Below are 25333 nucleotides of genomic sequence, written 5' to 3'. Positions count from 1 at the left end.
TTTGGTCGACTAGCTCACTTACCGGGGGCTTCCTCATGCCCGGCAGCGACACGCCGCGCCTACGCCAGATCGTGACGAACCCATTACACCCAGGATGGAATCAGCTCACTGGCCGTGCCAATAATATCCCGGTATGGACCCTACGGTAGCGGCAGCGTTGATCGGTGCAGCGGCAGCCATCGTCGGAGTGGGGGGCACGGTAGCCGGGGCGATCACAGGCGCCCGGAACACCCGCCAGGCGAACCAGGCGACCATCGACGCAGCGCACAGAGATACCCAACTGACACTCGACGCGGCGAGTCGGGACACTCAGCGGACTCTGTTGACAACACTCGAAGCGCAATTCGCCGACCGCTACAGCAGAGCCCTGGACCAGGTCGGCTCGATGAACTCCGACGTGCGTATCGGCGGGATTTACGCCCTGGAATCCCTCGCGCTGGACTCCTCGCGGCACCACCCGACCGTGATGGAAGTCCTTACCACCTTCATCCGCGAGCATTCCCGCACGCCGGCAGACGGCACCAGGCCTGAACGATGGCCGCTTCCCGAGGTTCAGGCTGCTCTCACTGTCGTCGGTCGCCGCGTCACGGAACATGACATCCGCCGAGTGGACCTCTTGGGCGCGGACCTCGCTAACGCGAACCTCAGCGACGCGAAGCTCGCCGACGCGGTCCTCTTGCTCGCGAACCTCACCTCCGCGAACCTGTTTCTGGCAGACCTCACCTCCGCGAACCTGTTTTTGGTAGACCTCACCGAGGCGAAACTCATCTCCGCCAAACTTGCCGGTGCGAACCTCAGCCAAGCGAACCTCAGCGGCGCAGATCTCAGCGGCGCCGATCTCAAGGGCGCCAATCTGAGCGGAGCGAATCTGAGCGGAGTGGATCTGACCCAAGCTGACCTCGCCGACACGCACTGGCCCACTAACGCCAGCATTCCAACGGGCTGGACGTCCGACGATGATCCGGAGTCGGCAGACGGCACCGTCCGCCTCAGACTCGTGAACGCCTCCCCGAGTTCGGCAGGCGAGAGAAGACCGTTACATACCCTCGCACCCGGAGGCCGTTCGATGTGACCTGCCAAACTGTGCCGGCTGGCCATGTGTCGGCTGGCCACGATTAGCCGTCGCGCCGGGCGGTTGAACCTGCTGTACTTGGCGCGAAAGAGGCCGGTTACCCTCGGGTAACCGGCCTGACTTGGCTCACGTTCGCAGGTTCGCGGGAGGCGCGTCGCGCTGACCTGCAGGTTCCCCGGTTTTCGTAAGCGGATTTGCGCACTAACCCCGGCTCTCGTCCTGGCGTGCTGTTTTGCCTGATGGGGGTGTTCCGGCCCTGGTCAGGAGCGTGCGAAAGGGGCTGGTTCCCGGTGAGCCCCGGCGGGCTGCCGTCTCGCCCGCGCGGCTGTGCGCGGGACCGTAGGGTGGGCGGGTGCCGTATGTGCGGACGGTGAAGACGAAGTCGGGCGCGACCGCGGTGCAGATCGTGTGGTCGTCCCGGCGCGGCTCGCGAAGCATCGAGCACATCGGGTCTGCGCACGACGACGTCGAGCTGGAGGCGCTGAAGGCCGCCGCCGCCCGGCGGATCGCAGCCGGGCAGCTGGAGCTGGACCTCGGACTGGAGACGGCGGGGCCGGCCGGGCCGCTGCCGATCACGTCCTCGCGGATGGGTCACCTGCTGGACGCGCTCGACTGCGGCTACCGGGTCCTGGGCCTGGAGGACGCGGCCGGCGGCGACGAGGTGTTCCGGCAGCTGGTGCTGGCGCGGATCATCGAGCCGGCCAGCAAGCTCGACTCGCTGCGGGTGCTGGAGGAGGCCGGGGTGGCGCCGCCGTCGTACGCGACGGTCAAGCGGCGGCTGCCGGCCTACGCCAAGGAGGCCTGGCGGCGGCGGCTCTCGGCGGCATGCGCCGCGCACGCCCGCCTGGGGCCTGCCAGCCTGGTCCTCTACGACGTGTCCACGCTCTACTTCGAGACCGACCGGGGCGACGGGTTCCGCGAGTCCGGGTTCTCCAAGGAACGGCGCCTGGAGCCGCAGATCACGATCGGCCTGCTGGCCGACCAGGCCGGGTTCCCGCTGATGGTCTCCGCGTTCGAGGGGAACCGGGCCGAGACGAAGACGATGCTGCCGGTCATCGAGGCGTTCATGGCCGCCCACCAGCTCCCCGACGTCACGGTCGTCGCGGACGCGGGGATGATCTCCGACGCGAACATGAAGGCCATCGAGGCGGCGGGCCTGTCGTTCATCCTGGGCATGAAGGTGCCCGACGTCCCCTACGTGGTGGACGCCTGGCGGCGCGAGCATCCCGGCGAGGAGATCCCCGACGGGCACGTCTTCGCCCAGCCATGGCCCGCCGGGCCGAAGGACAAGCGCCGCGACCAGGTCATCTACTACACCTACAAGGCCGACCGGGCCAGACGGACGCTGCACGGCATCGACGAGCAGGTCGCCAAGGCCGCCAAGGCCGTCGCCGGGCTGGCCCCGGTCAAGCGGAACAGGTTCATCCAACTCGAGGGAGCGGTCAAGAGCGTCAACCGCGACCTTGAGGACAAAGCCCGGACGCTAGCCGGGATCAAGGGCTACAAGACCAACCTCGCCGCCACCCCGGACGGCGAGCCCGTCACCCCGGACTTCGTGATCGGGTCATACCACCGGCTCTTCGAGATAGAAAAATCGTTCAGGATGTCGAAGTCGGACCTGCAGGCCAGGCCGATCTACCACCGCAAGCGCGACTCCATCGAGGCCCACCTGACGATCGTGTTCGCCGCGCTCGCCGTCGGCCGCTGGACCGAGGCGCAAACGGGCTGGTCGATCAGGAAGTTCGTCAAGACCGCACGACGCTACCGCGAGATCGAGATCAAAGCCGGACAGCACGTCATCACCGCCGCCGACCCGCTCCCCGACGACCTCCGCCAAGCCCTCGACGCCATCAACCACGCCAGCTGACCTGCGCACTAAATTGAGCCAACTCAGGTTACATACCCTCGCACCCGGAGGCCGTTCGATGTGACCTGCCAAACTGTGCCGGCTGGCCATGTGTCGGCTGGCCACGATTAGCCGTCGCGCCGGGCGGTTGAACCTGCTGTACTTGGCGCGAAAGAGGCCGGTTACCCTCGGGTAACCGGCCTGTGACCTGGGCGCGCTCGGAGGGACTCGAACCCCCAACCTTTTGATCCGTAGTCAAATGCTCTATCCGTTGAGCTACGAGCGCAGGCGCGTAGCACAGTCTACGACACTCCAGCCACCGCGCGCGCCCAGCCTGAGCGAACGGGGGGCAGGGCTGTCCCCGGCCCCGGGGTCGCCGGGACCGGGGACAGCCCCACCTAATCGGGTGCCTTCTTGGCGGCCGCCGTTAACGGATCTCGACGAGGACCAGGTTGTAGGGGTCCGCCGTTGGTGCGGTGTCCTTGATGGTCACCGTGGTGCCCGTCGGCCACCGCTATGGCGGCGGCCGCGGGTCTAAGAATTCCCCGAAATCTCCAGTTCCCTCCATTTGGGAATGATTCGTTGAATATGCACGGTCCGTCCGATTACTTGAAGTCTTGGGCCCCGTGAAACGCCGAATGGCCAGGCGAGCATATCGAGGAACTTCGATCCTGTGCTGAACGATCGATGATAAGCCGCCACCCGTGTCGCTCAAGCCATTAGATTCATTGGGTGTTAAAAATAGACGGCCGCGTTCGTTATGTATAAATACCGTTAAATTGGCTGCCCACCCAGCCGGCGCACGCCGGCAACCTTGCCGGCCCGGCTCGCGTAGTAGCTAAGCGAACCGGGCGTGCCGGGCGTAGGAGTGGCATGGGTCAGAGTCAGCTGGAGTTCGAGGCGTTCTACGCAGCCGCCAAGGATGACTGCCTGCGCACGGTCTTCGCGTGTATCGGAGACCTGCACCGGGCCGAGGATCTGGTCGCTGAGGCATTCGCCAGGGCGTGGGCGTCGTGGGGCCGGGTCGCACATCATCCGGCGCCGCGGGCCTGGATCGTGCGCACCGCACTGAACCAGGGCGTTTCCGTGTGGCGGCGGCGGCGCCGAGAGCTGCCGCTGGCAGACCTGACCGGCTGGGAGCCGGCCGTCGACGCCGCGCAACAGGGGATCGAGTGGGACCTGAACGCGGCGGTGCTGGCACTTCCACCACGGCAACGGCAAGTTGTGGCACTGCGCGTCTTCCTCGATCTGGACACCGCGACGACGGCACGGACCCTCGGGATCGCCCAGGGGACCGTCCGTGCGCTGCTTTCCCAGGCCATGGCCGCCTTGCGAACCGCAATCGACACCCCGGGACAAAGGGAGAGATCACGATGAACGACGAGGCCTTGCGCGAGGCGATCCGCGGTTCCTTCGATAACGTGCGGATGCGGGTTCCCGCGAGCACGCTCGCGGCGCGCGGTGACAGGTTCCGCGCTCGCCGGAGGATGGTCGCCGCGGGCGCGACCGCGGTGACCGCAGCCGCCGCCGCGGCGGTCGCGGTAACGATGGCCGCCCCGGCGGCCGCGCCGCACACCCCGGCAGCCGCGACGGCCGGCTCGTCCCCGCGGGCGACGGCGAAGACCCCGTCCAGGCCATCGCGGGCAACGCTGGCGGCGTGGACCGTTACCAAGATGAACAACGGCACGCTGAAGATCACCATTCATCAGCTGCAGGATCCGTCGGGCCTGCAGGCGACGCTGCGGGCCGACGGCGCCCGGGTCGTGGTCACCGACTCGCTCGGCGCGCCGGCCGGGTGCGACGAGTGGAAGGGCGGCGACTACCGGATGGGCGGCGACGTGGTCCGGTCGGCGAACAAGACTGGGCTGCCGTCACCGGACGGGCTCGAGTTGTTTGTGCGCCCATCTGACATCCCGTCCGGCGCCGCGCTCTGGATAGGCATCGACGGTAAGCAGGTGCCGGGACCGACCGCATTCGGCTATGTCACGGCGACGACAGTCTGCCTGCGGAACTAGAGCAGCAAATAGGGCGGTGATTACGGAACTTTGGCTTACAACGGAAGATTTCTCCCCGTGCCGGGAGAAAAGTTCCGCCAGGATCCAATGTTCCGTGATCATGCGCCCTAAATTCGCGAAGGCGCCGATCGTCGCGTTGGCGGCCAGGTCCGCCGCCTTTCCCAGGCCGGGCGCGCCCGTCGTCCCGCCGAGCGCCCCGGTCGACAGCGCGCCCGTCGCGCAGCCGAGCGCGGCGGCCTCGGGCAGCGGCAGCCCCCGCAGCAGCCCGGCGATCAGCCCGGCGTTGAAGCAGTCGCCCGCGCCGGTCGTGTCCACCGGCGTCACCGGCGGGAGGCACACCCGTTGCAGCGAAGAAGGATCGACGCCGACGAGCACGCCGCGCGCGCCAAGCTTCACCGCCACCTTGGGCCCGAGCGCCAGCAAACTGAGCGCCGCCGACGAGACAGAAGAACAGGAACTCAGCGCGAGCGCCTCCGCCTCGTTCGGCAGCAGCAGGTCAGCCTGCGCGATCGCCGCGGACAGCCGCTCGTCGCGCCACCGTTCCGCTGGGTCCCAGTTGGTGTCGAGCGACGTGGTCGCGCCCGCCGCGCGGGCGTCGGACAAGACGGCGGCGAGCCCGGGACCGAGTGAGTCCGCGAGCAGGAAGTAGGAACTCACGTGCACGTGCCGGCACCGGTTGAGCAGACCGGCGGGGATGTCGGCAGCGGTCAGCGTGTCCATCGCGCCGAGCGCGGTCAGGATGGCGCGGTCGCCGCCCCGCGACAGCGCCACTGTCATGCCGGTGGCCATGCCCTCGCGGACGACCACGGCGGAAACGTCGACGCCCTCCCTGGCCAGCGCGTCGAGCATGAAGGTGCCCGCCGCGTCGGGCCCGACGGCCGCGACGAGCGCGACCCGCAGGCCTAGCCTGACGGCGGCGACGGCGGTGATCGAGGCGGACCCGCCGATCTCCAGGGACATCCTCTCGACCAGCTTCTCCTGCTGCCCGAACGCGGGCGTCACGTCCGAGCCGAGCACGAGCACGTCGGGATTGCAGTCGCCGATCACGACCAAGTCGAAGTCACGCGACGACAACGTCGATCCCCGCTGCCTTGAGCACGTTCAGGTCCTCGTCGGCGATCCCAGCGTCGGTGACCAGGGCGTCGACCTCGCCGGGGCCGCAGATCCGTGCGAACGCGCGCCGTCCCACCTTGGAGCTGTCGGCGACGATGATGACCTTGCCGGCCTGACGGCCCATCAGCCGGTTGATGTTCGCCTCTCCCTCGTGGTGCGCGGTTGCCCCGGCCACCGCGTCGATTCCGTCCACGCCGAGGAACGCGATGTCGAGCGTGACCTGCTCGAGCACGCCAGTGGCAAGCGGCCCGGTCAGCTCGTAGGACTGCGGCCGCGCCACGCCGCCGGTGGCCACGATCTTGATGTGCTGCCTGACGGCCAGCTCGGTCGCGATGTTCAGCGCGTTGGTGACCACGGTGATGGCCGGCGTCGGGGTACCGGAAGACAGGTCGGAGCGGGTCGCCAGGGCGCGAGCCACCTCGGTGGTCGTGGTGCCGCCGTTGAGTCCGACCACCTGCCCGGGCCGGACCATGCCGGCCGCGAGTTCCCCGATGCGCTGCTTCTCGGATGGATGCCGCTCCGACTTGTAGCGCAGCGGCAGGTCGTAGTTGACCCCCTGGGCGACGGCCCCGCCCCGGATCCTGGTGAGCATCTGCTGGGCAGCCAGCTCATCGAAGTCCCTGCGGACGGTGGCCGCGGAGACGTTCAGCGCGGCCGCCGCCTCCTCCACCTGAAGCTGGCCCGCCGTGGCAAGCAGCTCCAGCAGGTCATTCCACCGGCGATAACGGCTCACCAGCGCCTCCTGCCCGCGCACCCGTGTTGCCTGCCGGCTCGCGCACGCCGGCAGCAGCTGAATTATTTACCGTCCCAAGCAAGCGGAGCAGCCTGGTTACTTCCGCGGCGACCGCGTCGCGTCCCGCCGCACCGTACTTCCTAGGATCTGACGCCGCGGGCTCTGCCGACAAGAAAAGCCGCACCGCGGCGGTGAACATCTTGTTCAGCTGGGTCGCGATGTTGATCTTGGTCATCCCCGCGCTGACGGCCGCGGCCAGCACCGGGTCGGGGACGCCGGACGAGCCGTGCAGCACCAGCGGGACGTCGACCGCTTCGCGCAGCCGCGCGATAAGGGAAAGGTCGAGCACCGCGTCGCGGGTCGCCATGGCGTGTGAGCTGCCGACGGCGACCGCCAGCGCGTCCACCCCGGTCGCCGCGACGTACTGCGCCGCTTCGCCAGGATCGGTACGGGCGAGCGGCGAGTGCACTCCGTCCTTGCCGCCGATCTCGCCGAGTTCCGCCTCGACCCAGATGCCGCGCCGGTGACACGAACTGGCGACCTCGGCCGTGGCGCGGACGTTCTCCGCGTAAGGGAGCCGGGACGCGTCGAACATGACCGAGCCGATGCCGATCTCGGCCGCCGCCTCAACAAGCGCCACGTCGGCGGCGTGGTCGAGGTGCACGGCGGCGGGCACCGCGGCGCCGCGAGCGATGGCCAGGCACGCCGAGGCGATCGGGGCGAGCCCGCGGTGGTAGGCGACGCAGTTCTCGCTGATCTGCAGCACCACCGGGGCGGCCGCGGCCTCGGCGCCCGCGACGATCGCCTCCGCGTGCTCGATGCCGATGACGTTGAACGCGCCGACCCCGCGGCCCGCGGCGCGCGCAGGACCGATGATGTCGTCCATCGCGGCAAGCGCCATCAGCGGTCTCCGTCCAGCAACGCGCCAACAGCCCGCTCGCCCGCCGGGTAATCGGGCACCGCGTACCTGTCCACCGTCACCAAATCCACCCCGTTCTCGTAGTGCGCGTGACTGAACTCCCCGGCCACCGGCGCGGCGACGGCCGCCGCGCCAAGGGCGGCGGCATGCGCGAGACGCGCGGGCCATGGCTGGCCGAGCAGCAGTCCGCGCGCCACGCCCGCGGTCGCCGCGTCGCCCGCGCCCGTCGCATTGCCGCCAACCACGGCTGGCGGGTGCGCCAGCCAGCAGCCCTCATCCGTCACGGCGAGCAGGCCGTCGCGGCCGAGGGAGACCACGACCGACCGCGCGCCTGCGTCCCGCAGCCCGGCTGCGGCCGACGTCACCGCGGAAAGGTCCGGCGCGCCGTCGGCCGTGCGCAGTGACGTCCCCGCCAGCGCCGCGAGCTCGTCGATGTTCGGCTTGACGATGGCCGGGCCGGCGGCCACCCCGGCGCGCAGCGGGTCGCCCGAGGTGTCGAGCACCGCGGGCACGCCAGCCGCGGCGGCCGCCGCGATCAGCTCGGCATAGGCGGCAGATGACAGCCCGGGCGGCAGGCTGCCGGACAGCACGACAACCGAGGCGCCCGCCAGCGCCGCGTCGTAATCGGCGCGGAACCGCTTGAACTCGGCGGCGCTGACCTGCGGGCCCGGCTCGTTGAACAGCGCGACGGCGCCACCGCCGTCGACCACCGTGAAGGTGCGCCTGGTCTCACCGCCGGCCGGCGCGAACGCCGCGGGCACGCCGAGCCGGCGCAGCCCCGCCCCAACCGCGTTACCGGTGGTGCCGCCGACCAGACCGGTCAACAAGACATCGATACCGAACGAGTGCAGGTTTCTCGCGACGTTCGTCCCCTTGCCACCGGGGCGGGCATACACGGCGGTCGGCCGGTTCACTCCCGCCCAGTCCACGCTCTCCACATGGTGGGTGATGTCGAGCGCGGGATTGAGGCAGACGACAAGGATCATGATGTCCGGCCCGGCTCCGCGGCCGCGAGGATCACCGAACGGGTCAGGTTCCGCGGCCGGTCCGGGTCGAGGCCCGCCGCCCGCGCCTTCGCGAGGGCGACCAGGTGCACCCGGACAAGCGCGGCCATCGGGTCCTCGTCGGCCCCCCAGGCGAGTCCGCCGGCCAGCGTGATGTCGTCGGCGAGACCCGCGGGCGGCTGACCGAACAGCCAGACGACGCTGCCCTCGCCGGTCACCGCCGCCGGGCCGTGCCGGTACTCCATGGCGGGATAGGACTCGGTCCACATCCCCGCCGCCTCGCGCAGCTTCAGCGCCGCCTCGTTGGCCAGGCCGTAGGTCCAGCCGGTGCCGAGGAAGGTGAACTGGCGTGCGGCGAGCAGCTCGGCGGGGAGCGGCTCGGCGAGCACCCGCTCGGCTGCCCGTGCCGACGGCTCGATGTCGACGCCGAGGTGCGCGCGGAGGAAGGCCAGTTCGGTGGTCGCGAACCGGGTCTGCACGACCGACTCTTCGTCGGCGAAGGCGAGCTCGATCACCTCGTCCACGGCGAGGCCTACCGGGGTCTGCGCATCGGTGGTGATCGCGACGGTGGGACTGGCACCACGCACCCGTTCGGCTGCTTCCTTGATTTCCGTGGTGGTGCCAGACCTGGAAAGGAACAGCGTGCGGTCGTAGCGCCGGCCGAGCGGCATCTCCGAGGCGGTAAACGCGTCGGTTTCCCCCTGACCTGATTCCTCCCTGGCCGCCGCGTAGGACTGCGCGATGAACCACGAGGTGCCGCAGCCGACGACCGCGACACGCTCACCGCGAGCGGGCAGCAGTCCCGCCACGTCCCCGGCCAGTCCGGCGGCGCGGCGCCAGCAGTCCGGCTGCGAGGCGATCTCCTGCTCCGTGCGAACGCCCGCCGCTGCCTGCTCCTGCGTCACTGAGGCCTCCTTGCCCATCACTGAATCGATCTCCTCTTGCTTGTGCGCATTTCCCCGTGCCTGTCTCGCCGCGTGGCTCACGTCCCGGCGAGCCCCGTCGCGGCGACTGACCTGATGAAGTACCGCTGGGCGACGAAGAAGACGACCAGCATGGGGATCAGGCTCATCACGTTGCCCGCCATCAGCAGAGGCCAGTTGGTGGCGTGCGCTCCCTGGAAGGTGGCCAGGCCAAGCGGCAGCGTCATCTGGTTGGTCGACGTGACGGCGATCAGCGGCCACAGGAAGTTGTTCCACGAGTCGAGGAACGTCAGCGCCGCCAGCGTGGCGAGCGGCGGTGTCGCAAGCGGCAGCACGATCCTGATCAGCACGGTGAGCCTGCTCGCCCCGTCCACCCGGGCCGACTCCTCGTACTCCAGCGGCAGGGTACGGAAGAACTGCCGCATGAAGAAGACACCGAAGGCGGTCGCCGCGTTGGGCAGGATCAGCGCGCCAATATGGTTGATGCCAACCCCGGCCAGGACGTGCACGCCCAGCCATTTGGTGATGACGAACCACGGAATCATCGTCACCTGGAACGGCACCATGAGCGTCGCCATGATCACCGCGAACAGGGCCGTGCGGCCGAGGAACCGGAACCGGGCGAAGGCGTACCCAGCCAGCGTGCAGAGCACCAGGTTGCAGAGCACCGTGACCACTGCCACGACGGCGCTGTTGAGCAGCCAGTGTACGAACGGCGCGCTTGACAGCGCGTCGGAGTAGTTGGCGAACCTGATCGTGTGCGGGATGAGGATCGGCGGGAAGTGCAGCGCCTCCGGCGAGGTCTCCACGGAGGTGATGAGCAGCCAGGCGAACGGGAAGAGAAGCGCCACCGAGGCCGGGATCAGCACCAGGTGCCAGGGACTGAACGGCAGCCGCCGCCTGCGCCTGGCAGCAGGGATGGCGCCGCTGGCCGCGGACAGGGTGTCGCCGCGCGCAGGCGCGGAGGTCGCGCTCATGACCGGTAGTACGTGAACCGCCGGCCAGCCCAGAACTGGATGACGGTGATCACGATGGTTATGAGGAACAGGAAGTAGGCGATGGCGGACGCGTAGCCGAAGTTGAAATTCTGGAAGGCCTGCTCGTACAGGTAGTAGACGAGGACGGTGGTTGCGTTCAGCGGGCCGCCCTGGGTACTGAGGTACACCTCGTCGAAGAGCTGCAGCGCGTTGATGGTGAGCCATACCGCGAGGAACAGCGAGGCCGGGCTGAGCAGCGGCAGCGTCACCTTGCGGAACGTCCGCCACGGGCCGCAGCCGTCGATCGCGGCCGCCTCAAGCAGCGTCTGCGGTACACCCTGGAGCGCGGCGAGGTAGACCACCACGGCGAAGCCGGTCCAGCCCCAGATGGTCATCACCGCGATCACGTACAGGGCCTCTGACGGTGAGTTGAGGAACTGCTGCTGCGGCAGGCCGACTTTGTCGAAGACGTAGTTCACGATTCCGTACGAGGGGTCGAACAGCCAGATGAAGACGATGGCCTCGCTGATCGTGGAGATCGCCATCGTCGCGTAGGCGGCGGTCCGGTAGAACGAGATGAAGCGGATCTTCCTGTTCATCGCGACGGCGAGGAACAGCCCGACGATCATGGTCCCCGGGACGAAGATCGCCGTGTAGATCAGCGTGTGCTGTATCGCCTGCGCCACGATCGGGTCGTGCACCATCTGCCGGTAGTTGCTCAGGCCAACGAACGGAGTCGACGACCCGAGCAGCGTGGACTTCTGAAACGAAGTCACCGCCGACCAGACGATCGGCACCGCGCCGAACAGCAGGATGAGCGCGACGCCCGGCGTCACGAACGCCCAGCCGTTGAACTGTTCGGAGTCAAGCGCCCTGCGCACCAGGCCGGCGCGCCCGGGCCGGCGCACGCCGGCCCGGGCAACCGAGTTAGCTGCCACGCTCAGCTCCCCGCCGCCAGGGCGGCGTTGACCTGGCTGGCCGCGGATGCCAGGGCTGCCTGCGGCGTGGCCTTCCCGAGCAGGACGGACACGACCATGTTGCCGAGAACTTTGGACACCTGCGGGTAGGTGGCGATCTGCGGGCGTGCCTGCTTAACGTTGCCAAGGTTGGAGATGAATGTGCTCACCCCGGGCAGCATCTTGTTCATCTGGGTGTCGAAGCCGGACGCGTCAGCCACCGACTGCCGGGTCGGCAGGTCACCGGTTGCCAGCGAGAAGGCCTTGACCTGGGCCGGGGCGGTGAGCCAGAGCAGGAACTGCTCGGCCGCGCTCACCTGGCCGCTCCCGTTGTTGAATACGACCCAGTTGTCAGGCCCTGAGATGGTCTGGTGGCCAGCGCTCGTGCCCGGGTAGGACGGCATGACCTGCACCCCGTAGTCCACGTTGGGGAACGAGCCCAGGTCCCACGGCCCGGTGACCAGCATCCCGATCTTGCCCGAGTTGAAGAGGTTGCCGTAGGCGGAGTCCGTCGGGTCCAGGTACATGGACTTGTCGGTGACGGCCATGGTCTGCAGCGTCTGAAGCGACTGGAGACCTGCCGCGGAGTTGAACGCCGCCTGCTTATTGTCGGCCGTCAGCAGGCTGCCGCCCGCCTCCCAGAGGAGTGACTCCCAGTGCCAGACGGTGTCCTCGGTGCCGGGGGTGACGTAGGCGGTGCCGTACTGCTTGACCGACGAGTCGGTGAGCTTCTGCGCGTCGTTGGCGAAGTCCTGCCAGGTCCAGTTCGCGGTGGGCAGCGCCAGGCCGGCCTTGGCGAACAGCTTCTTGTTGTAGACCACGGCCAGGTTGTCCACCAGCGCCGGGATGCCGATCACCTTGCCGTTGACGCTGGCCACGTCGCGCTCGCCGACGTAAAAGTCGTTCCAGTTGACGCCGGACTTCTGCACCACCTGAGTCAGGTTCACTACCTGGGGGATCTGGGCGACGTTGGGCGCCCACGAGCCGTAGAGGTAGGCGATGTCGGGCGGACTGCCGCCCTTCACCGCGGTCAGCACCTTCTGCAGCGTGTCGTCGTTGTTGACGAACAGCGTGTCTACCTTCTGCCCGGGATGCTGCGCCTCGTACTCGGAGACCAGGTGCGCGAACTCCTTGGCCTCCGTGTCGGTGTAGCCCTCCCAGATCTGGATCGTGCTGGAAGCGGACCCGGTCGATGACGACCCGCCGCCATTGGCGTCTGTACCGCAGCCCGCGACCGCTAGTGATGTCGCTGTCATCGCGGTGAGCACCCCTACCAGGGCTCCACGCCTTTTCCTTGCGCTGGTCATGTCGCACTCCGCTCGAAGATGCACTCACCGCTCACCAATTGAGCAGTATTGTGCAGGCAAACCAGGACAAGATGCAAGATCTTGCAAGAAAGTGGTCGCCATGGAACACTAATGAGCGTGATTAAGCTGGCCTTCATTGGCGCTGGAAGCGTCGAGTTCACCCGTAACGTGACCACCGACCTGTGCAGCTACCCCGAGTTCCGCGGTGGACTGCACTTCGTCCTCTACGACATCAGCGCCGAGCGGCTGGCGCACGCCGAACGGCTGGTGCGCAGGATATCCGCGCAGACCGGCGCGCAGGCCACGGTGACCACCACCCAGGACCGCCGCACCGCGCTCGCCGGGGCCACCTACGTGATCAACGAGGTGCAGGTCGGCGGGTACACGGCCACCCGCGCCGACTTCGACATCCCCGCCAAGTACGGGCTGCGCCAGACGATCGGTGACACCCTGGGCATCGGCGGGATCTTCCGCGGCCTGCGCACCATTCCCGTCGTGGTCGACCTGGCGCGGGACATGAATGAGGTGTGCCCGGACGCCTACCTGCTCAGCTACAGCAACCCGATGGCGATGCTGCCCTGGGCCGCGTACGAGGGCGCCGGGTTCGAGCGGGTATACGGTCTGTGCCACTCGGTCCGCGACACCCAGGCCTTCCTGACGCAGCTCGTGGGCGCCGACCCGGAGCGGGTGCGCTTCACCACCGCGGGGTTCAACCACCAGGCGTTCGTGCTCCGCTTCGAGCAGGACGGCGAGTCGCTGTATCCCAGGCTCGCCGAGGTCATCGCGTCTTCGCCCGAGCTGCAGCGGCGGGTCAGGGTCGAGATCTACCGCAGGTTCGGCTACTTCCCCACCGAGTCGAGCGAGCACTCGGCCGAGTACGTGCCGTGGTTCATGCACCACGACGACCAGATCGACCAGTTCCGCATCTTTGTCGGCGACTACCTGGAGCGCTCCGAGGAGAACCTGCGCGAGCTGGAGTCGCTGGAACGGCAGCTGGCCGGGGACGAGCCGCTTGAGCTCACGGTCGAGAACGAGCTCGCCTCGCAGTTCATCCACTCGCTTGAGACCGGGACCGAGCGCGAGCTGCACGTGAACATCCGCAACGGCGGCCTGATCTCCAGCCTGCCCGACGAGTGCTGCGTCGAGGTGCCGTGCCTTATCGGCGCGGGCGGGCCCAAGCCGGTGTCCGTCGGCGCGCTGCCGCCGCAGCTCGCCGCGCTCAACAGGACCTTCCTCAACGTGGTTGAGCTGACCGTGCGCGCCGCGCTCGACGGATCGCGTGATCACGTCTACCAGGCGGCGCTGCTCGACCCGAACACGGCCGCCACGCTCACCACCGCGCAGACGGTCGCCATGTGCGACGAGCTGCTCGACGCACACCGGCATCTGATGCCGCCGGCCTTGCGCGGCTGATCGCCATGGCCCGGCGCAGGACCGTACCCGTTACCCAGACTCGGACGCGGGCGACGCGTCCTACCCGGGCCGCCGCCATGGCGGCGCCCTGCCTGCTGGCGCTGTCCCTGGCGGCACTGGCCGCCGGGGTTTTCGCCCCGGCGTCGCTGGCCGCTCCCGCGCCTCCCCTGACAGTGGCGGCGCACGCCGCGGCGGGGAGCATCCCGGCTCCCGTGCACCGGGGCGCGCTGCGCATCAGCGGGCCGTTCCGCGACGGTGCGACCGTCGTGGCGGCCGGCCTGAGCTGGCGGGCCCCCGCGCTGCCGCACGGGCTGAAGCTAGTCAGCTTCGCGGTCGGGTACACCTGGCAGAGCTGCGCATCCGGCGGTAAGCAGTGCAGGACCGCGGCGGACTCCACCGCCACCCCCTTCGCCGCACGCGATTACGTCGTCGGGCACGCGGACACCGGGCGGGTGCTGCGCGTCACGGAGACGGCAACTGAGGTCGTGGTGCCTTCGGGGCAGCCGTCCGCCGACTTCTCCACCATCACCCGCTCGGTGACCAGGACCTCGACCACCGCCGTGCACGCCTACTCCCACGGCAAGGCGCCGGTGACCGCATTCGTCAACGGCACACCCGAGCGGAAGACCGCCTCAACGGAGGAGTACTTCCAGGTGACCGGACCGCACGCGAACAGCGCGGACGGTCCGGTCACCCTGACCTACCGGGTCGACGACGGCGGCTGGCGATCCATGCCGTCAAGTCGCGTGCTCTACACGGGCAAGCTCGCGGTCGGCCCGCACCGGGTGCAGGTACGCACGGCGAACCAGGCCGGTGGAACCACCATCCGTTACTCCTGGCATGTGGTTTCCATGGCGGCCCCGGCCGCCTGCCGCAGCTCGCGGCGGGGCGGCTGCTGGTACGCGCCGCACCTGGACAGCAAGGGCCGGCCCATGCGCTGGGACTGGCAGATCGGCCGGGTCACCGCGCTGCAGCGCACCGGCGGCAAGGCCGTCGACATCTACGACATCGACGGCTTCCTCACCACCAGGGCCGAGGTCACCGCGATCAAGACCAGCTGGCAGGCGGCCACCCTGCCGCACCCGCGTACCGTCTGCTACCTGGACCTCGCCTGGGAGAACTACCGGCTGGACGCGAGCCCCGGCAAGTACTTCCCCGCGTCGGCCCTCGGCCTCGTCTACTACGGCTACCCGGCGGAGCGCTGGGTCGATTTCCGGCAGCTCGACGCGCTCAAGCCTATGCTGGACACGCGGGTCGGCATGTGCGCGGCCATGGGGTTCGACGCGGTCGAGCTCGACGACATCGACGGATTCGACCCACCGTCCACCACCGGCTTCCATCTCACACCCGGCGACGTGGAGAACTATCTCGCCTACGCGTTCAACGAGATCCACAGGGACGGGATGACCGCGCTGTGGAAGAACTCCCCCTACCTGTCGTCATGGGGGCGCGAGTACACCGACGGCGCGGTGGTCGAGGAGTGCTACCTGTCGAAGGCCTGCTTCGCCGCGCAGCTCGCGGGCAGCAGCCAGTACGGGATCACCTGCACCGGCCTGCACGGCGGCACCCCCTGCGGCTGGGACGATTTCACCACGGACGTGACCACGCACCAGCCGACGGGCAAGTGGGTGGGCGAGGCCGAGTACACCGATGACGGTTACGTGTGCGCTCCCGGGCGTACCTGCCCGGGGGCCCGCGAGTTCGAAACCTTCTGCAAGTCCGTGTACGCGCCGCCCTACGGTTTCACCGCGGTGCTCTTCGAGTCGAACCTGGACGGGCGCACCTTCGACACCTGCCCGGGCCAGTTCCGCAAACACTAGCGCCAGCCGCGGCGTCGGTGCCGCGGCTGGCGCGAGTGGGTTGGGGGTTGGGACAGGTGTTAGGCGTTGGCCTTCTCGAGGGCGGCGAGCTCCGCCGCGACCTTGGCCTCGTGCTCGTCCGCGTCCTGCTTGGCCTTACGCGGGCTCCACCGGCCGGTCATCATGAAGATGAAGGGCAGGAAGAGGATCTCGCCGCCGACGCAGACCCACCACCAGTTCTTCCACTGGCCAGGCTCGGCCGCGGCCGCGGTCTGGACCTGGGTGCCGTGCTCCTGGAGGTAAGTGAGCGCCGCCGCCGGCACCTTGGACAGCGCCGTCAGCTGCGCGCTGTACGGGGCCATGGCGGTCAGCTCGGCCGAGTACGGTGCGATCGTCTTCAGCTGCGCCGAGTACGGTGCGATGGTCTGCAGGTCGGCCGCGTACGGCGCGACCGTCTGCAGCTGCGGGCCCACCGCGATGACGCCGGCGATCGCGGCCGCGTTGGCGCCGATCGTGGCGAGCGCGGCGGCGCCCTTGGCCCCGCCGCCCAGGGCGGCGACGGCCTGCGCCTGCAGGGCCTTGTTAGTGGGATCGGCCTGCAGCTTGGCGAACAGCGCCGGGTTGGCCTGGATCACGGCCAGTTCCGGCTGGAACTTCTGCGCGTTTGCCAGCTGGGTGCTGTAGGTGGTGGCGGTGGCGATCACGTTGGCCGGGATCTTGGCCGCGGTAGCCGTCACGTTGGGCGGAATGGCCGTAGCGGTGGCGATCACCGACGGCGGGACCTTCTGCGCGTCGGCGACCACGTCCGGGTGGGCCTGGGCGAAGGCCAGCGGGGCGGCGTACTGGGTCGCGTAGGCCTGAACCTGGGCGCCGTAGGTGATCACCGGCGTTATCGAGCCGACAACTATCGGCACGAACAGCGCGGAGAGCGCGACCACGACGCGGATGATCCAGCCCCACACGGCCAGCCCCGTCGCGATCAGCGCCGGGTTGTGCTTCTCGATCGTCTCAGTGAAGCTGGCCATCCACGGCGCGTACGCGATGGCGAGGAACGCCGCGAGGACGCTGATGACCGCCACGATCGTCCCGTACGAGGTCGTGGAGCCCAGGTTGGCGAAGACGATCGTCATCACGATGGCGCCGATCCCGCCGATCACCATGAATGGTTTGCGGACCCGGAACCGGTCGGAAATGATCCCGGTGATGATCAACACCCCTGCGTCGAACGCCCAGAACCAGTTACCGATGCTGTTGGCCTTCGACAGCGAGTACCCGAAGATGGTCGTGAAGTAGATGGTGAAGAACCCGACCGCCGCGTAGTAGATGAGCAGGAACACGGAGATCGCGAACGCGGACCCGACGATATCGGGGCGAATCATCTGCCGCCAGTGGCTGCGCCCCATCGCCTCCTCGACGTTGATGCCGCGGGCCTTCGCCTCGATGAGCGCCCGGTCGTGCATTGACACCATCAGCTGGTCGCGCAACTGCGGCGACAGCTCCCTGAGACCGAACAGCGCGACCACGCCGACGATGAGCCCGACGACGCCGCAGATGATGTACTGGTCCTGCCAGGCGCCCAGGTGGTTGACCGTGTTGGTGGAAACCACGGCGACCACAAGGCTGCCGATGACCGGGCCGAGGGTCCAGAAGCCCATCGCCGAGGCCCGACCGAGCTGCGGGGAGAAGTCCCTGACCAGGGCCGGGGTGGCGACGAGGATGACGCCCTCGACGAGGCCGATAATGACGGACAGGATGGCGAACGACCACTTGTCGCCGGCGTTGGGGATTCCGAAGAGGGCGAGCAGAGCGGTTAGCACCAAACCGTAGGCGGTGAGGTTCGCCCTGCCCCAGCGGTCGCCGAGGCCGGCCAGTAGCGAGCCGAACGCGCCGACCGCGTTGCCCACCACGCTGATGTAAACGTAGAACGGGAAGGTCATGCCGTAGCCGGTCAGGATCTTCGGCGATACCGCCCCGCCAATGTAGAGCTCGTAGTAGAGAACGATTGTCGCGGCAACCACGATGGCCAAGTACCACATGCGGTTTCGCGTGTCGGGGTAATGAGGTAGTTGTCGGTTCCAGAGACCCTGGATTATTCCTGGTGCGGCAGTACCGTCGACGGTAGCTGTCATTCTTCCGACCCCTTTCCGCGCCACGTCAGCGTTGATCGCGCGCAGGGCCTAAAGTACGGGGGGGTACTTTAGGAATTTTCCAGTTACTCTAGGCTCATGCTCGACGCCAAGCAAGAGGGCAGTCTTGCCGGAACGCACACGGGAAAGCCCGGCCTGCCGCGGGGACGGAGCCGGCTTCCCGAACCGGACGTGCAGGCATCGCAGCGGGACAGGCTGCTGCGTGCCACGGTTGCCGCCGTGGCGCAAAAGGGATACGCGTCGGTGACGGTGGCCGACATCGTGCGGCGGGCGCGGGTCTCCCGCGCGGCCTTTTACCTTCACTTCCGCGGCAGGGAGGAATGCTTCCTCGCCGCGACGAGCTTGGGCGGGCAACTCCTGCGCTCCCGCGTGGTCGAGGCAGCGGCGGCGGTGCCCGACGACGCGGACGACGAGGAGGCGCTGCGCGCGGGATGCCGGGCGTTCCTGCGTTTCCTCGCCGATGAGCCGGCCTTCGCCCGGGTCTTCTACATCGACATGCCAGCGGCCGGGCAGCACGCGGTCGAGCGATTCCAGGCGGCCGGCATGCGCTTCGCCGAAGTCAACGCGAAGTGGCACAGCCGGGCCCGCATGCGCCACCCCGACTGGCCCGAGGTTCCCGACGAGGCCTACCAGGCGCTGTCGGGCGCGACGGCCGAGCTGGTCAGGTCACGGGTAGGCGCCGGCCGGACGGAGGAGCTACCGCAACTCGAGGACACCCTGGTCAACCTGCACCTGGCGGTCATGGCCGCCCGCCCGTGGGACGCGGCGAGCGGGGCTGAGCAGGGCGCGGCACTGACCTGCTCGGGGCGCTAGCGGCGCGCTATTCGGTCACGATCCAGCCGATTAGGTCCTGCTGGGTGACCGACGCAAGGACGGCGGGGTGATCGGTGGCCATGTGGCCGCGGATCTCACCCAGGACCTGGTCGTTGTTTTCTCCTCGTGCGACGTAGCCGCACTCGCATCGGATCAGCTTCACCGCGCACCTCCATCGGGGCAGCTACTGGTGGATGTACTGCAAGCTTAGTGAAACGATGTTGGCGTGACCTTGGGGTCCGTGCGCATCGAGATCTGCGGGGCGCTTGTCGTTGAGCGCGACGGCCAGCGTCTCGACGCGCTGCTGCCAGGCCGCCAGGGGCGGCTCCTCTTCACGTATCTCGTGGTCAACCGTCACCGGCTGGTTCCGCGTGACGAAATGGCCGAGGCCCTGTGGCTTGAGCCGGACCCCGACGCGGTCGACGCCCGCCTCAATCCGCTGCTTTCCAAGCTGCGCAAGGTCTTCGGTCCTGGCACCGTGGAGGGGCGCTCCACGCTCCGGCTGTGCCTGCCGGACGCCTGGGTCGACCTGGAGGCCGCATTCGACGCGGTGCACCGGGCGGAATCCGCGGTGGCGCAGCAGGACTGGGCGCGAGCCTGGGGTCCCGCGCTTACCGCCCTTTTCGTGTCGGAGCGGGACATCCTGCCCGGCGAGGACGCCCCGTGGATCGGCGAGATCAGGAACCAGCTCACCGAATTCCGGCTGCGGGCGCTCGAGTGCTACGCGGCCAGCGGGATCGGCCTCGGCGGTACCGAGATCGCCAGCGCGATCCGGGCCGGCCGTCAGCTCACCCGGCTGGCGCCGCTGCGGGAGAGCGGCTACCGCTACCTGATGCGGGCGCTCGCGGCGCAGGACAATCTCGCCGAGGCGCTCGAGGTCTACGGTCACCTCAGCGAATGCCTGCGCGATCAGCTCGGGGTATCGCCGAGCCCGGCCACCCGCGAGCTTTACGAACAGCTGCTCGCCACGACCTGAGCCCGCTCGCCCCGACGCGTCCAGGCTTCGCCGCCTGCCACCAGGGTTTCGCCGCCCGCCGCCAAGGTTTCGCCAACGTCAGCGCAACGTCGCGACAATGCCACCGCCGTAGAACAGCCCCAAGACATCCGATCGCGGGGAGGTTCTCATGAAGACCGCATATGACACCAGCGCAACCGGGCAGGTGCTCGTCGACCAGCGATGGCTCGCTGCCCGGCTGGACGATCCGCAAGTGCGGGTCATCGAGGTCGACGTCAGCGCGGCGGCCTACAACGACTGGCACATCAATGGCGCCACGCTGTGGAACGTCTACACCGACCTGAAGGACGAGCAGTACCGCAGCAGGAGCACCGCGGAGTTCCAGGCACTTGTCGCGCGCTCCGGGATCGGCCCGGACTCCACGGTGGTGTTCTACGGGTACGCGCCCGCCGTCGGCTTCTGGCTGATGCGGCTCTACGGGCACCGGGACGTGCGCATCCTGGACTGCTCACGGGACACATGGCAGGCCGGGGGCCTGCCGAGGAGCAGCGTCGCGAGCGACCCAGCCGCGGGCACCTTCTGCCTCGGCAAGCAGGACCCGCGCATCCGGGCGGACCTCGCTGGCGTGCGCGAGGCCATCGGCCGGCCGGGCACCACGCTGCTCGACGTCCGGTCCGCGGCCGAATACCAGGGGGAGCGCTTCTGGCCATCCGGCGGCATGGACCCCGACGGCCGGGCGGGCCACGTGCCGTCGGCCGTCCACCAGCCCGTCGACGGCCTGTGCAACCCCGACGGCTCGTTCCGCACCGCCGCCGAACTGCACCGCGTCTTTTCCGCGGTCGACCTCGACGGCGACGACGAGCTCATCACCTACTGCACGATTGGCGGCCGGGCCGCGACCGCCTGGTTCGCGCTCACCCAGCTGCTCGGCAGGGACAACGTGCGGGTCTACGACGGGTCATGGGCGGAGTGGGGCCGCACCCCGGGCGTCCCAGTCCAGCACCCCTAATGGGAGTTAGCCGGGTCAGTCCCGCGTAGAACACCAGCCCCGTGAGGAGCGGGAGTTCGCAGGGGTGCAGACTCGGTCCGGCAGCCGCTGGCGGGTGAGCACTGCACACCCCCAGGAGCACGTGAGTCCTAGGGTTAGACCGTGCCCCTGCCAGTGAGTCCGGGAGACATGACCGCTGTTGGGCTGTCGTGCCCGCCGCTCGCGGCGTGAGCACTGATCCATTAGGGTGCGAGCCGTTCTCCCGCAGGCTGCCGTGGCCGGTCGTTTCGTGGTCGTGATGCGAGGAGAACTGAGACGTTGCTGTTCGTCGGGGATGACTGGGCCGAGGATCACCACGATGTGGAGATCCAGGACGAGACGGGCCGCAAGCTGGCCGCCCGGCGGCTGCCGGAAGGCGCGGCCGGGATCGCCCGGCTGCATGAGCTGATCGCCGCGCACCTGGGCCAGGACGGCGATCCCGGCGAGGTGGTCGTGGCGATCGAGACCGACCGGGGACTGTGGGTGCAGGCACTGACCGCGGCCGGCTACCAGGTGTACGGGCTCAACCCCAAGCAGGTCGCGCGGTTCAAGGAACGCTACAACCTGTCCGGGGCCAAGAGCGATGCCGCCGACGCGCACGCCCTGGCCGACATGGTGCGCACTGAGCGGCACCAGCTGCGTGCCGTGGCTGCCGACACCGCCGCCGGGCAGGCGATCAAGGTGGTCGCCCGGGCGCACCAGACGCTGATCTGGGAACGCACCCGGCATACCCTGCGGCTGCGCTCGGCGCTGCTGGAGTTCTTCCCCGCCGCGCTGGCGGCCTTCGCCGGCCTGGGCCTGACCGGCGCTGACACCCTGGAGCTGCTGGCCCGGGCCCCTGATCCGGCGGCCGCGGCGAAGCTGACTCTCGCTCAGGTCAGCGCCGCGCTGAGACGGGCCCGCCGCCGCGACGTGCCCGCCAGGGCCGCCGCGATCAAGGACGCGCTGCGCGTCCCGCAGCCGGCCCAGCCCGCCCAGGTCACCGCCGCCTACGCCGCGGCCGTGCAGGCCGCCGTCGCCGTCCTGACCGTGCTCAACGAGCAGATCGCGCAGCTGGAAGCCCAGGTGGAGGCACATTTTCTGCAGCACCCGGACGCTGAGGTCTACCTGTCCCAGCCCGGCATCGGTACCGTCAACGGCTCCCGGGTGCTCGCCGAGTTCGGGGACGCGCCCGGCCGCTACGCCTCCGCCAAGGCCCGCAAGAACTACGCCGGCTCCAGCCCCATCACCCGCGCATCCGGGCGCAGCAAGGTCGTCCTGGCACGGTTCATCCGCAACGACCGGCTAGCCGACGCCCTGCAGTCCCAGGCCCTCTCCGCGCTGAGCGCATCACCAGGAGCCCGCGCCTACTACGACAAGCAGCGCGCCCGCGGCCTCGGCTACAACTCCGCACTCCGCCAGCTCAGCAACCGCCTCGTCGGCATCCTGCACGGCTGCCTGAAGACCGGTACCCGCTACGACGAGGCAACCGCCTGGCCAGGCGCCGCAAACACCGAACCCCTCGCAGCTTGACATCTAAGCCCTTGGGATGTCTAACCCGTCGCCCGTGGCCATCCGCAACGAGGGCGGCCGGCCGCCAGGGGAAGCTTGCAGCCCCCTGGCGGCCCGGTCGTGTCCGGCGCGCTTTCAGTCGGGCAGCGTCCGCGGCAGCCCGAACAGCGGCAGCGTGCTGTTGTCTAGGAATCCGGTCAAGACGCTGACCTGGCCGCCGGCCAGGGCGAGCACGATAAGCCCGTTGGCCCGCGCGACCCCCGACTGCGGGTCGCGGACGTAGAGGCCAAAAGCGGGCTGGCCGTTGGCCCTTGTCGGCACCAGGCGAGCCGAGCGACCCGGCCGGAACGCGGTCGCCGCCATGAACCGTGCGGCCACCTCGCGTCCCTGGTACCGCAGCGGCACCGGCGGCATGATCAGCCAGGCGTCCTCGGTGAGCAGGGCGACGACCCGGTCCACGTCGCCCGCCTCGTAGGCCTGCGTGAACCGCTGCACGAGATCCCGCTCCTGCGCCGAACCTGGCGGTGGCGGTCCGGCGGCGGACGCATGCTGAAAACGCAGCGCGGCCCTGGCCCGCTTGAGCGCGCTTGTCACCGACTCCTCGGTGCAGTCGAGTATCCCCGCGGCCTCGCTCGCGCGGAAGCCGAGCACGTCGCGCAGGATCAGCACGGCGCGCTGCCGTGGGGGCAGCAGCTGCAGGGCGGTGACGAAGGCCACCGAGATCGCTTCCCTGGCCTCGTACCGTGCCTCGGGGCCTGGCGCGGCGTCGGCGAGTCCCGCAAGCAGCACGTCCGGGTACGGCTCAAGCCAGGTCACCTCATCGATCCTTGTTGGCTCTGGCAGCCCGACCACGCCCGGCGGCGGCCAGGCGACCGCCGGCCGCCTGCTCGCCGAGCGCAGCGCGTTCAGGCAGCGCCTCGTTGCGATCTGGAACAGCCAGACCCGCAGCGAGGACCGGCCCTCGAACCCGGCAAGCCCCTGCCAGGCCGCGAGCAGGGTCTCCTGGAGCGCGTCCTCCGCGTCGAGGGCCGAGCCGAGTATCCGGTAGCAGTGCACCTGCAGCTCGCGCCGGTGCGGGCCGACGAGTTCGCCGAACGCCTGCTCGTCGCCGGCCCTGGCCCGTTCCATCAGCTCCGTGCTCACCAGATCCCCTCTCTGCGGCTCCTTCAGGTACTGACACCGTCCCGTGCGCGAACTGGGCGCGCCAACTCTCGCCGCGTGCCGGTGTCTCCATGAGTAGCAGCACAAACAAGCCGCATGTCGCCGACTTGGAGGGACCAGAACCATGACCGCAGGCAATCCGGATATCGCGCGCGCCGCCGGGCCGGGCCTAGGCTGGGTGCTCGGCCTGACCTCGACCGCCTACTTCATGGTCGTGCTGGACTCGGTGGTGGTCATCACCGCGCTGCCGCGCATGCAGCGCGACCTGCACGTCGGCCTTGCGTCGCTGCAGTGGACGCTGACTGCCTACAACATCGCGTTCGCGGCAGGCATCATCACCGCGGCCGCGGCGGGCGACCGCTTCGGCCGCCGCCGGGTCTTCAATTTCGGCCTCGTCGTGTTCACCGTCGCGTCGGCGGTCTGCGCGCTCGCGCCGAACGTCAACGCGCTTATCGCCGCCCGCACCTTGCAGGGGCTTGGCGGCGCGATCGTGCTGCCGCTCAGCCTCACCATCCTCACCTCTGCCTTCCCCGCGGAACGCCGCGGCATGATCGTCGGCATCTACGGCGGGCTGGCCGGCCTCGCGGTCGCGATGGGCCCGATCATCGGCGGCGCGGTCACCCAGGGGATCGACTGGCACTGGATCTTCTGGATCAACGTGCCGATCGGTGCCGCCGCACTGCCGCTCGCGATGCGGCTGCTCCCGGAGAGCCGCGGCGCGACTGGGCGGCTCGACCCGGGCGGCGTCACGCTGCTCACCGGCGGCGTCGTCGCCATCGTGTGGGCCCTGGTGCGCGCTAACCAGGCGGGCTGGGCGAGCGCCGAGATCATCGGCTGCCTGGCAGGCGGCGTCGTCCTGCTCGCCGCATTCGCCGCCTGGGAACAGCAGGTGAGCGAGCCGATGATCCCGCTGCGCCTGTTCCGCAGCCGCGCCTTCGCGATCGGCAATGCCGCCACCTTCCTGATGTCTGGCGCGATCTTCGCCGCGGGCTTTCTCGTCACCCAGGAGTTCCAGTTCGCCCCTTCGCTATGCCGATGCTGATCTCGCCGATCGCGGGCGCCGCCTCCGACCGCATCGGCCGGCGGCCGGTCATGGTGACCGGGCTCTTCCTGCAGGGCGCGGGATTCGTCTGGGTCGCCGTCAGGGGATCGCTCGCCACCAGCTGGACCGAGCTCGATGTCGCACTGCTGATCGCCGGCGTCGGGGTCTCGATGGCGCTGCCGACCGTGCCGACAGCCGTGCTGAACGCCGTCGCGCCGCACGAGCTCGGCAAGGCGTCCGGGATCAACTACATGATGCAGCGGTTCGGCGCCGTCTTCGCGATCGCGGTCGCCAGCGCCGTGTTCGCCGCATACGGGCACCTCGGCACCCCGGTGAGCGTCACTGACGGCTTCCGGCCGGCGATCGCCGCCTGCGCCGGTTTCGCGCTGCTCGCCGCGCTCGGCGCGCTCGCCATCACGCCTGCCAGGCCGCAGCAGGTCACCGATGCCGAGCCCGTCGGCTTCCACCACCAGGACAGCACCGAACGGGTTCGTGGCTCCGCCTGACCCCGCCCGCCGCGCCCCCCGCGCCCGGCAGCCTCGCTTCTCACGATCACAGGCCCGCGTCCTGCCGACGGCTCATGGTGGATCGTTAGGAGGTACCCAACCCTCCTTACGATC

General features: G+C 69.2%; 22 protein-coding genes and 1 tRNA gene. 11 read left to right on the top strand and 12 right to left on the bottom strand.

Translation table 11 applies throughout. From position 1 onward, the window contains the following. Nucleotides 1-133: 133 nt before the first annotated feature. On the top strand, nucleotides 134-1072 hold the full coding sequence (locus EAS64_RS46245; RefSeq protein WP_145858688.1) for a pentapeptide repeat-containing protein: 939 nt from the start codon (nucleotides 134-136) through the stop codon (nucleotides 1070-1072). A gap of 352 nt (nucleotides 1073-1424) precedes the next feature. Continuing rightward, the gene (locus EAS64_RS30655; protein ID WP_145858686.1) at nucleotides 1425-2939 is read left to right on the top strand and encodes an IS1634 family transposase; all 1515 of its coding nucleotides are present in this window, start codon (nucleotides 1425-1427) and stop codon (nucleotides 2937-2939) included. A 192-nt stretch (nucleotides 2940-3131) separates the two neighbouring features. Here the strand turns inward: EAS64_RS30655 and EAS64_RS30650 are convergent. After that, nucleotides 3132-3204 (bottom strand) — tRNA-Arg (locus tag EAS64_RS30650). 587 nt (nucleotides 3205-3791) lie between these two features. Here EAS64_RS30650 and EAS64_RS30645 point away from each other — a divergent pair. Continuing rightward, the gene (locus EAS64_RS30645; RefSeq protein WP_145858685.1) at nucleotides 3792-4295 is read left to right on the top strand and encodes a SigE family RNA polymerase sigma factor; all 504 of its coding nucleotides are present in this window, start codon (nucleotides 3792-3794) and stop codon (nucleotides 4293-4295) included. Between the two features lie 494 nt (nucleotides 4296-4789). On the opposite strand, the gene EAS64_RS30640 is transcribed toward EAS64_RS30645, so the two are convergent. The 8 genes from EAS64_RS30640 to EAS64_RS30605 form a co-directional block, all read right to left on the bottom strand. Beyond that, entirely contained in the window at nucleotides 4790-6007 is a 1218-nt protein-coding gene (locus EAS64_RS30640; protein WP_145858683.1) for a carbohydrate kinase family protein, read from the bottom strand. Beyond that, nucleotides 5994-6779, bottom strand: coding sequence for a DeoR/GlpR family DNA-binding transcription regulator (locus EAS64_RS30635; RefSeq protein ID WP_145858681.1), 786 nt, complete (start codon nucleotides 6777-6779; stop codon nucleotides 5994-5996). The genes EAS64_RS30640 and EAS64_RS30635 overlap by 14 nt, the downstream gene beginning before the upstream one ends. Beyond that, nucleotides 6754-7680 (bottom strand): class II fructose-bisphosphate aldolase, encoded by a 927-nt coding sequence (locus tag EAS64_RS30630; protein ID WP_145858680.1) that lies wholly within the window; start codon nucleotides 7678-7680, stop codon nucleotides 6754-6756. Before EAS64_RS30630 ends, EAS64_RS30635 begins: the two co-directional genes overlap by 26 nt. Continuing rightward, entirely contained in the window at nucleotides 7680-8684 is a 1005-nt protein-coding gene (locus EAS64_RS30625) for a 1-phosphofructokinase family hexose kinase (RefSeq protein WP_145858678.1), read from the bottom strand. The genes EAS64_RS30630 and EAS64_RS30625 overlap by 1 nt, the downstream gene beginning before the upstream one ends. After that, a complete protein-coding gene (locus tag EAS64_RS30620) occupies nucleotides 8681-9607 on the bottom strand; it encodes an SIS domain-containing protein (protein ID WP_246115925.1) in 927 nt (308 codons plus the stop codon). The genes EAS64_RS30625 and EAS64_RS30620 overlap by 4 nt, the downstream gene beginning before the upstream one ends. A 77-nt stretch (nucleotides 9608-9684) precedes the next feature. Continuing rightward, on the bottom strand, nucleotides 9685-10602 hold the full coding sequence (locus tag EAS64_RS30615) for a carbohydrate ABC transporter permease (RefSeq protein WP_145858676.1): 918 nt from the start codon (nucleotides 10600-10602) through the stop codon (nucleotides 9685-9687). Beyond that, the gene (locus EAS64_RS30610) at nucleotides 10599-11540 is read right to left on the bottom strand and encodes a carbohydrate ABC transporter permease (protein ID WP_222849730.1); all 942 of its coding nucleotides are present in this window, start codon (nucleotides 11538-11540) and stop codon (nucleotides 10599-10601) included. Before EAS64_RS30610 ends, EAS64_RS30615 begins: the two co-directional genes overlap by 4 nt. 2 nt (nucleotides 11541-11542) lie before the next feature. Beyond that, nucleotides 11543-12865 (bottom strand): ABC transporter substrate-binding protein, encoded by a 1323-nt coding sequence (locus tag EAS64_RS30605; RefSeq protein ID WP_222849729.1) that lies wholly within the window; start codon nucleotides 12863-12865, stop codon nucleotides 11543-11545. Between the two features lie 111 nt (nucleotides 12866-12976). On the opposite strand from EAS64_RS30605, the gene melA reads away from it, so the two are divergent. Further along, nucleotides 12977-14278: an alpha-galactosidase gene (gene melA / locus EAS64_RS30600; protein WP_145858674.1), complete on the top strand. Its 1302-nt coding sequence runs from the start codon at nucleotides 12977-12979 to the stop codon at nucleotides 14276-14278. Between the two features lie 77 nt (nucleotides 14279-14355). Next, a complete protein-coding gene (locus EAS64_RS30595; RefSeq protein WP_187366285.1) occupies nucleotides 14356-16098 on the top strand; it encodes an endo alpha-1,4 polygalactosaminidase in 1743 nt (580 codons plus the stop codon). Nucleotides 16099-16157: 59 nt separating this feature from the next. Here the strand turns inward: EAS64_RS30595 and EAS64_RS30590 are convergent, their stop codons facing one another. After that, nucleotides 16158-18113 carry an MFS transporter gene (locus tag EAS64_RS30590; RefSeq protein ID WP_222849728.1) on the bottom strand — a complete coding sequence of 652 codons (1956 nt, stop codon included), beginning with the start codon at nucleotides 18111-18113 and terminating at the stop codon, nucleotides 16158-16160. 189 nt (nucleotides 18114-18302) lie between these two features. Here EAS64_RS30590 and EAS64_RS30585 point away from each other — a divergent pair, with 189 nt between their 5' ends. Beyond that, nucleotides 18303-19037: a TetR/AcrR family transcriptional regulator gene (locus tag EAS64_RS30585; RefSeq protein ID WP_145858669.1), complete on the top strand. Its 735-nt coding sequence runs from the start codon at nucleotides 18303-18305 to the stop codon at nucleotides 19035-19037. Between the two features lie 7 nt (nucleotides 19038-19044). Here EAS64_RS30585 and EAS64_RS43950 read toward each other — a convergent pair whose 3' ends face one another. Further along, nucleotides 19045-19200, bottom strand: coding sequence for a hypothetical protein (locus EAS64_RS43950; protein ID WP_187366284.1), 156 nt, complete (start codon nucleotides 19198-19200; stop codon nucleotides 19045-19047). A gap of 63 nt (nucleotides 19201-19263) precedes the next feature. On the opposite strand from EAS64_RS43950, the gene EAS64_RS30580 reads away from it, so the two are divergent. From EAS64_RS30580 to EAS64_RS30570, 3 genes are all read left to right on the top strand, one after another. Further along, the gene (locus EAS64_RS30580; protein WP_145858667.1) at nucleotides 19264-20013 is read left to right on the top strand and encodes an AfsR/SARP family transcriptional regulator; all 750 of its coding nucleotides are present in this window, start codon (nucleotides 19264-19266) and stop codon (nucleotides 20011-20013) included. A gap of 148 nt (nucleotides 20014-20161) precedes the next feature. Beyond that, a complete protein-coding gene (locus tag EAS64_RS30575; protein WP_145858665.1) occupies nucleotides 20162-21001 on the top strand; it encodes a sulfurtransferase in 840 nt (279 codons plus the stop codon). Nucleotides 21002-21298: 297 nt separating this feature from the next. Beyond that, entirely contained in the window at nucleotides 21299-22531 is a 1233-nt protein-coding gene (locus EAS64_RS30570; RefSeq protein ID WP_145858664.1) for an IS110 family RNA-guided transposase, read from the top strand. 114 nt (nucleotides 22532-22645) lie between these two features. On the opposite strand, the gene EAS64_RS30565 is transcribed toward EAS64_RS30570, so the two are convergent. After that, complete coding sequence (locus tag EAS64_RS30565) at nucleotides 22646-23653, bottom strand: sigma-70 family RNA polymerase sigma factor (protein WP_222849727.1); 1008 nt, start codon at nucleotides 23651-23653, stop codon at nucleotides 22646-22648. A 142-nt stretch (nucleotides 23654-23795) separates the two neighbouring features. Here EAS64_RS30565 and EAS64_RS45165 point away from each other — a divergent pair, with 142 nt between their 5' ends. Then, nucleotides 23796-24713, top strand: coding sequence for an MFS transporter (locus EAS64_RS45165; RefSeq protein WP_222849726.1), 918 nt, complete (start codon nucleotides 23796-23798; stop codon nucleotides 24711-24713). Continuing rightward, nucleotides 24707-25219 (top strand): MFS transporter, encoded by a 513-nt coding sequence (locus EAS64_RS45160; RefSeq protein ID WP_222849725.1) that lies wholly within the window; start codon nucleotides 24707-24709, stop codon nucleotides 25217-25219. The genes EAS64_RS45165 and EAS64_RS45160 overlap by 7 nt, the downstream gene beginning before the upstream one ends. Nucleotides 25220-25333 lie beyond the last annotated feature (114 nt).

Source organism: Trebonia kvetii (genome assembly GCF_007827045.1).
GTDB classification, from domain to species: Bacteria; Actinomycetota; Actinomycetes; order Streptosporangiales; family Streptosporangiaceae; genus Trebonia; species Trebonia kvetii.
This window is presented reverse-complemented; position numbering and strand designations above follow the sequence as displayed.

Bases quoted from the DNA above. Each gene is read 5' to 3' on its own strand.
- EAS64_RS30595 (WP_187366285.1), top strand. From the start codon at position 14,356: ATGGCGGCGCCCTGCCTGCTGGCGCTGTCCCTGGCGGCACTGGCCGCC.
- EAS64_RS30625 (WP_145858678.1), bottom strand. From the start codon at position 8,684: ATGATCCTTGTCGTCTGCCTCAATCCCGCGCTCGACATCACCCACCAT.
- EAS64_RS30590 (WP_222849728.1), bottom strand. From the start codon at position 18,113: ATGTGGTACTTGGCCATCGTGGTTGCCGCGACAATCGTTCTCTACTAC.
- EAS64_RS30605 (WP_222849729.1), bottom strand. From the start codon at position 12,865: ATGACCAGCGCAAGGAAAAGGCGTGGAGCCCTGGTAGGGGTGCTCACC.
- EAS64_RS45160 (WP_222849725.1), top strand. From the start codon at position 24,707: ATGCTGATCTCGCCGATCGCGGGCGCCGCCTCCGACCGCATCGGCCGG.
- EAS64_RS30575 (WP_145858665.1), top strand. From the start codon at position 20,162: ATGAAGACCGCATATGACACCAGCGCAACCGGGCAGGTGCTCGTCGAC.
- EAS64_RS30645 (WP_145858685.1), top strand. From the start codon at position 3,792: ATGGGTCAGAGTCAGCTGGAGTTCGAGGCGTTCTACGCAGCCGCCAAG.
- EAS64_RS45165 (WP_222849726.1), top strand. From the start codon at position 23,796: ATGACCGCAGGCAATCCGGATATCGCGCGCGCCGCCGGGCCGGGCCTA.
- EAS64_RS46245 (WP_145858688.1), top strand. From the start codon at position 134: ATGGACCCTACGGTAGCGGCAGCGTTGATCGGTGCAGCGGCAGCCATC.
- EAS64_RS30615 (WP_145858676.1), bottom strand. From the start codon at position 10,602: ATGAGCGCGACCTCCGCGCCTGCGCGCGGCGACACCCTGTCCGCGGCC.
- EAS64_RS30585 (WP_145858669.1), top strand. From the start codon at position 18,303: ATGCTCGACGCCAAGCAAGAGGGCAGTCTTGCCGGAACGCACACGGGA.
- melA (WP_145858674.1), top strand. From the start codon at position 12,977: ATGAGCGTGATTAAGCTGGCCTTCATTGGCGCTGGAAGCGTCGAGTTC.
- EAS64_RS30630 (WP_145858680.1), bottom strand. From the start codon at position 7,680: ATGGCGCTTGCCGCGATGGACGACATCATCGGTCCTGCGCGCGCCGCG.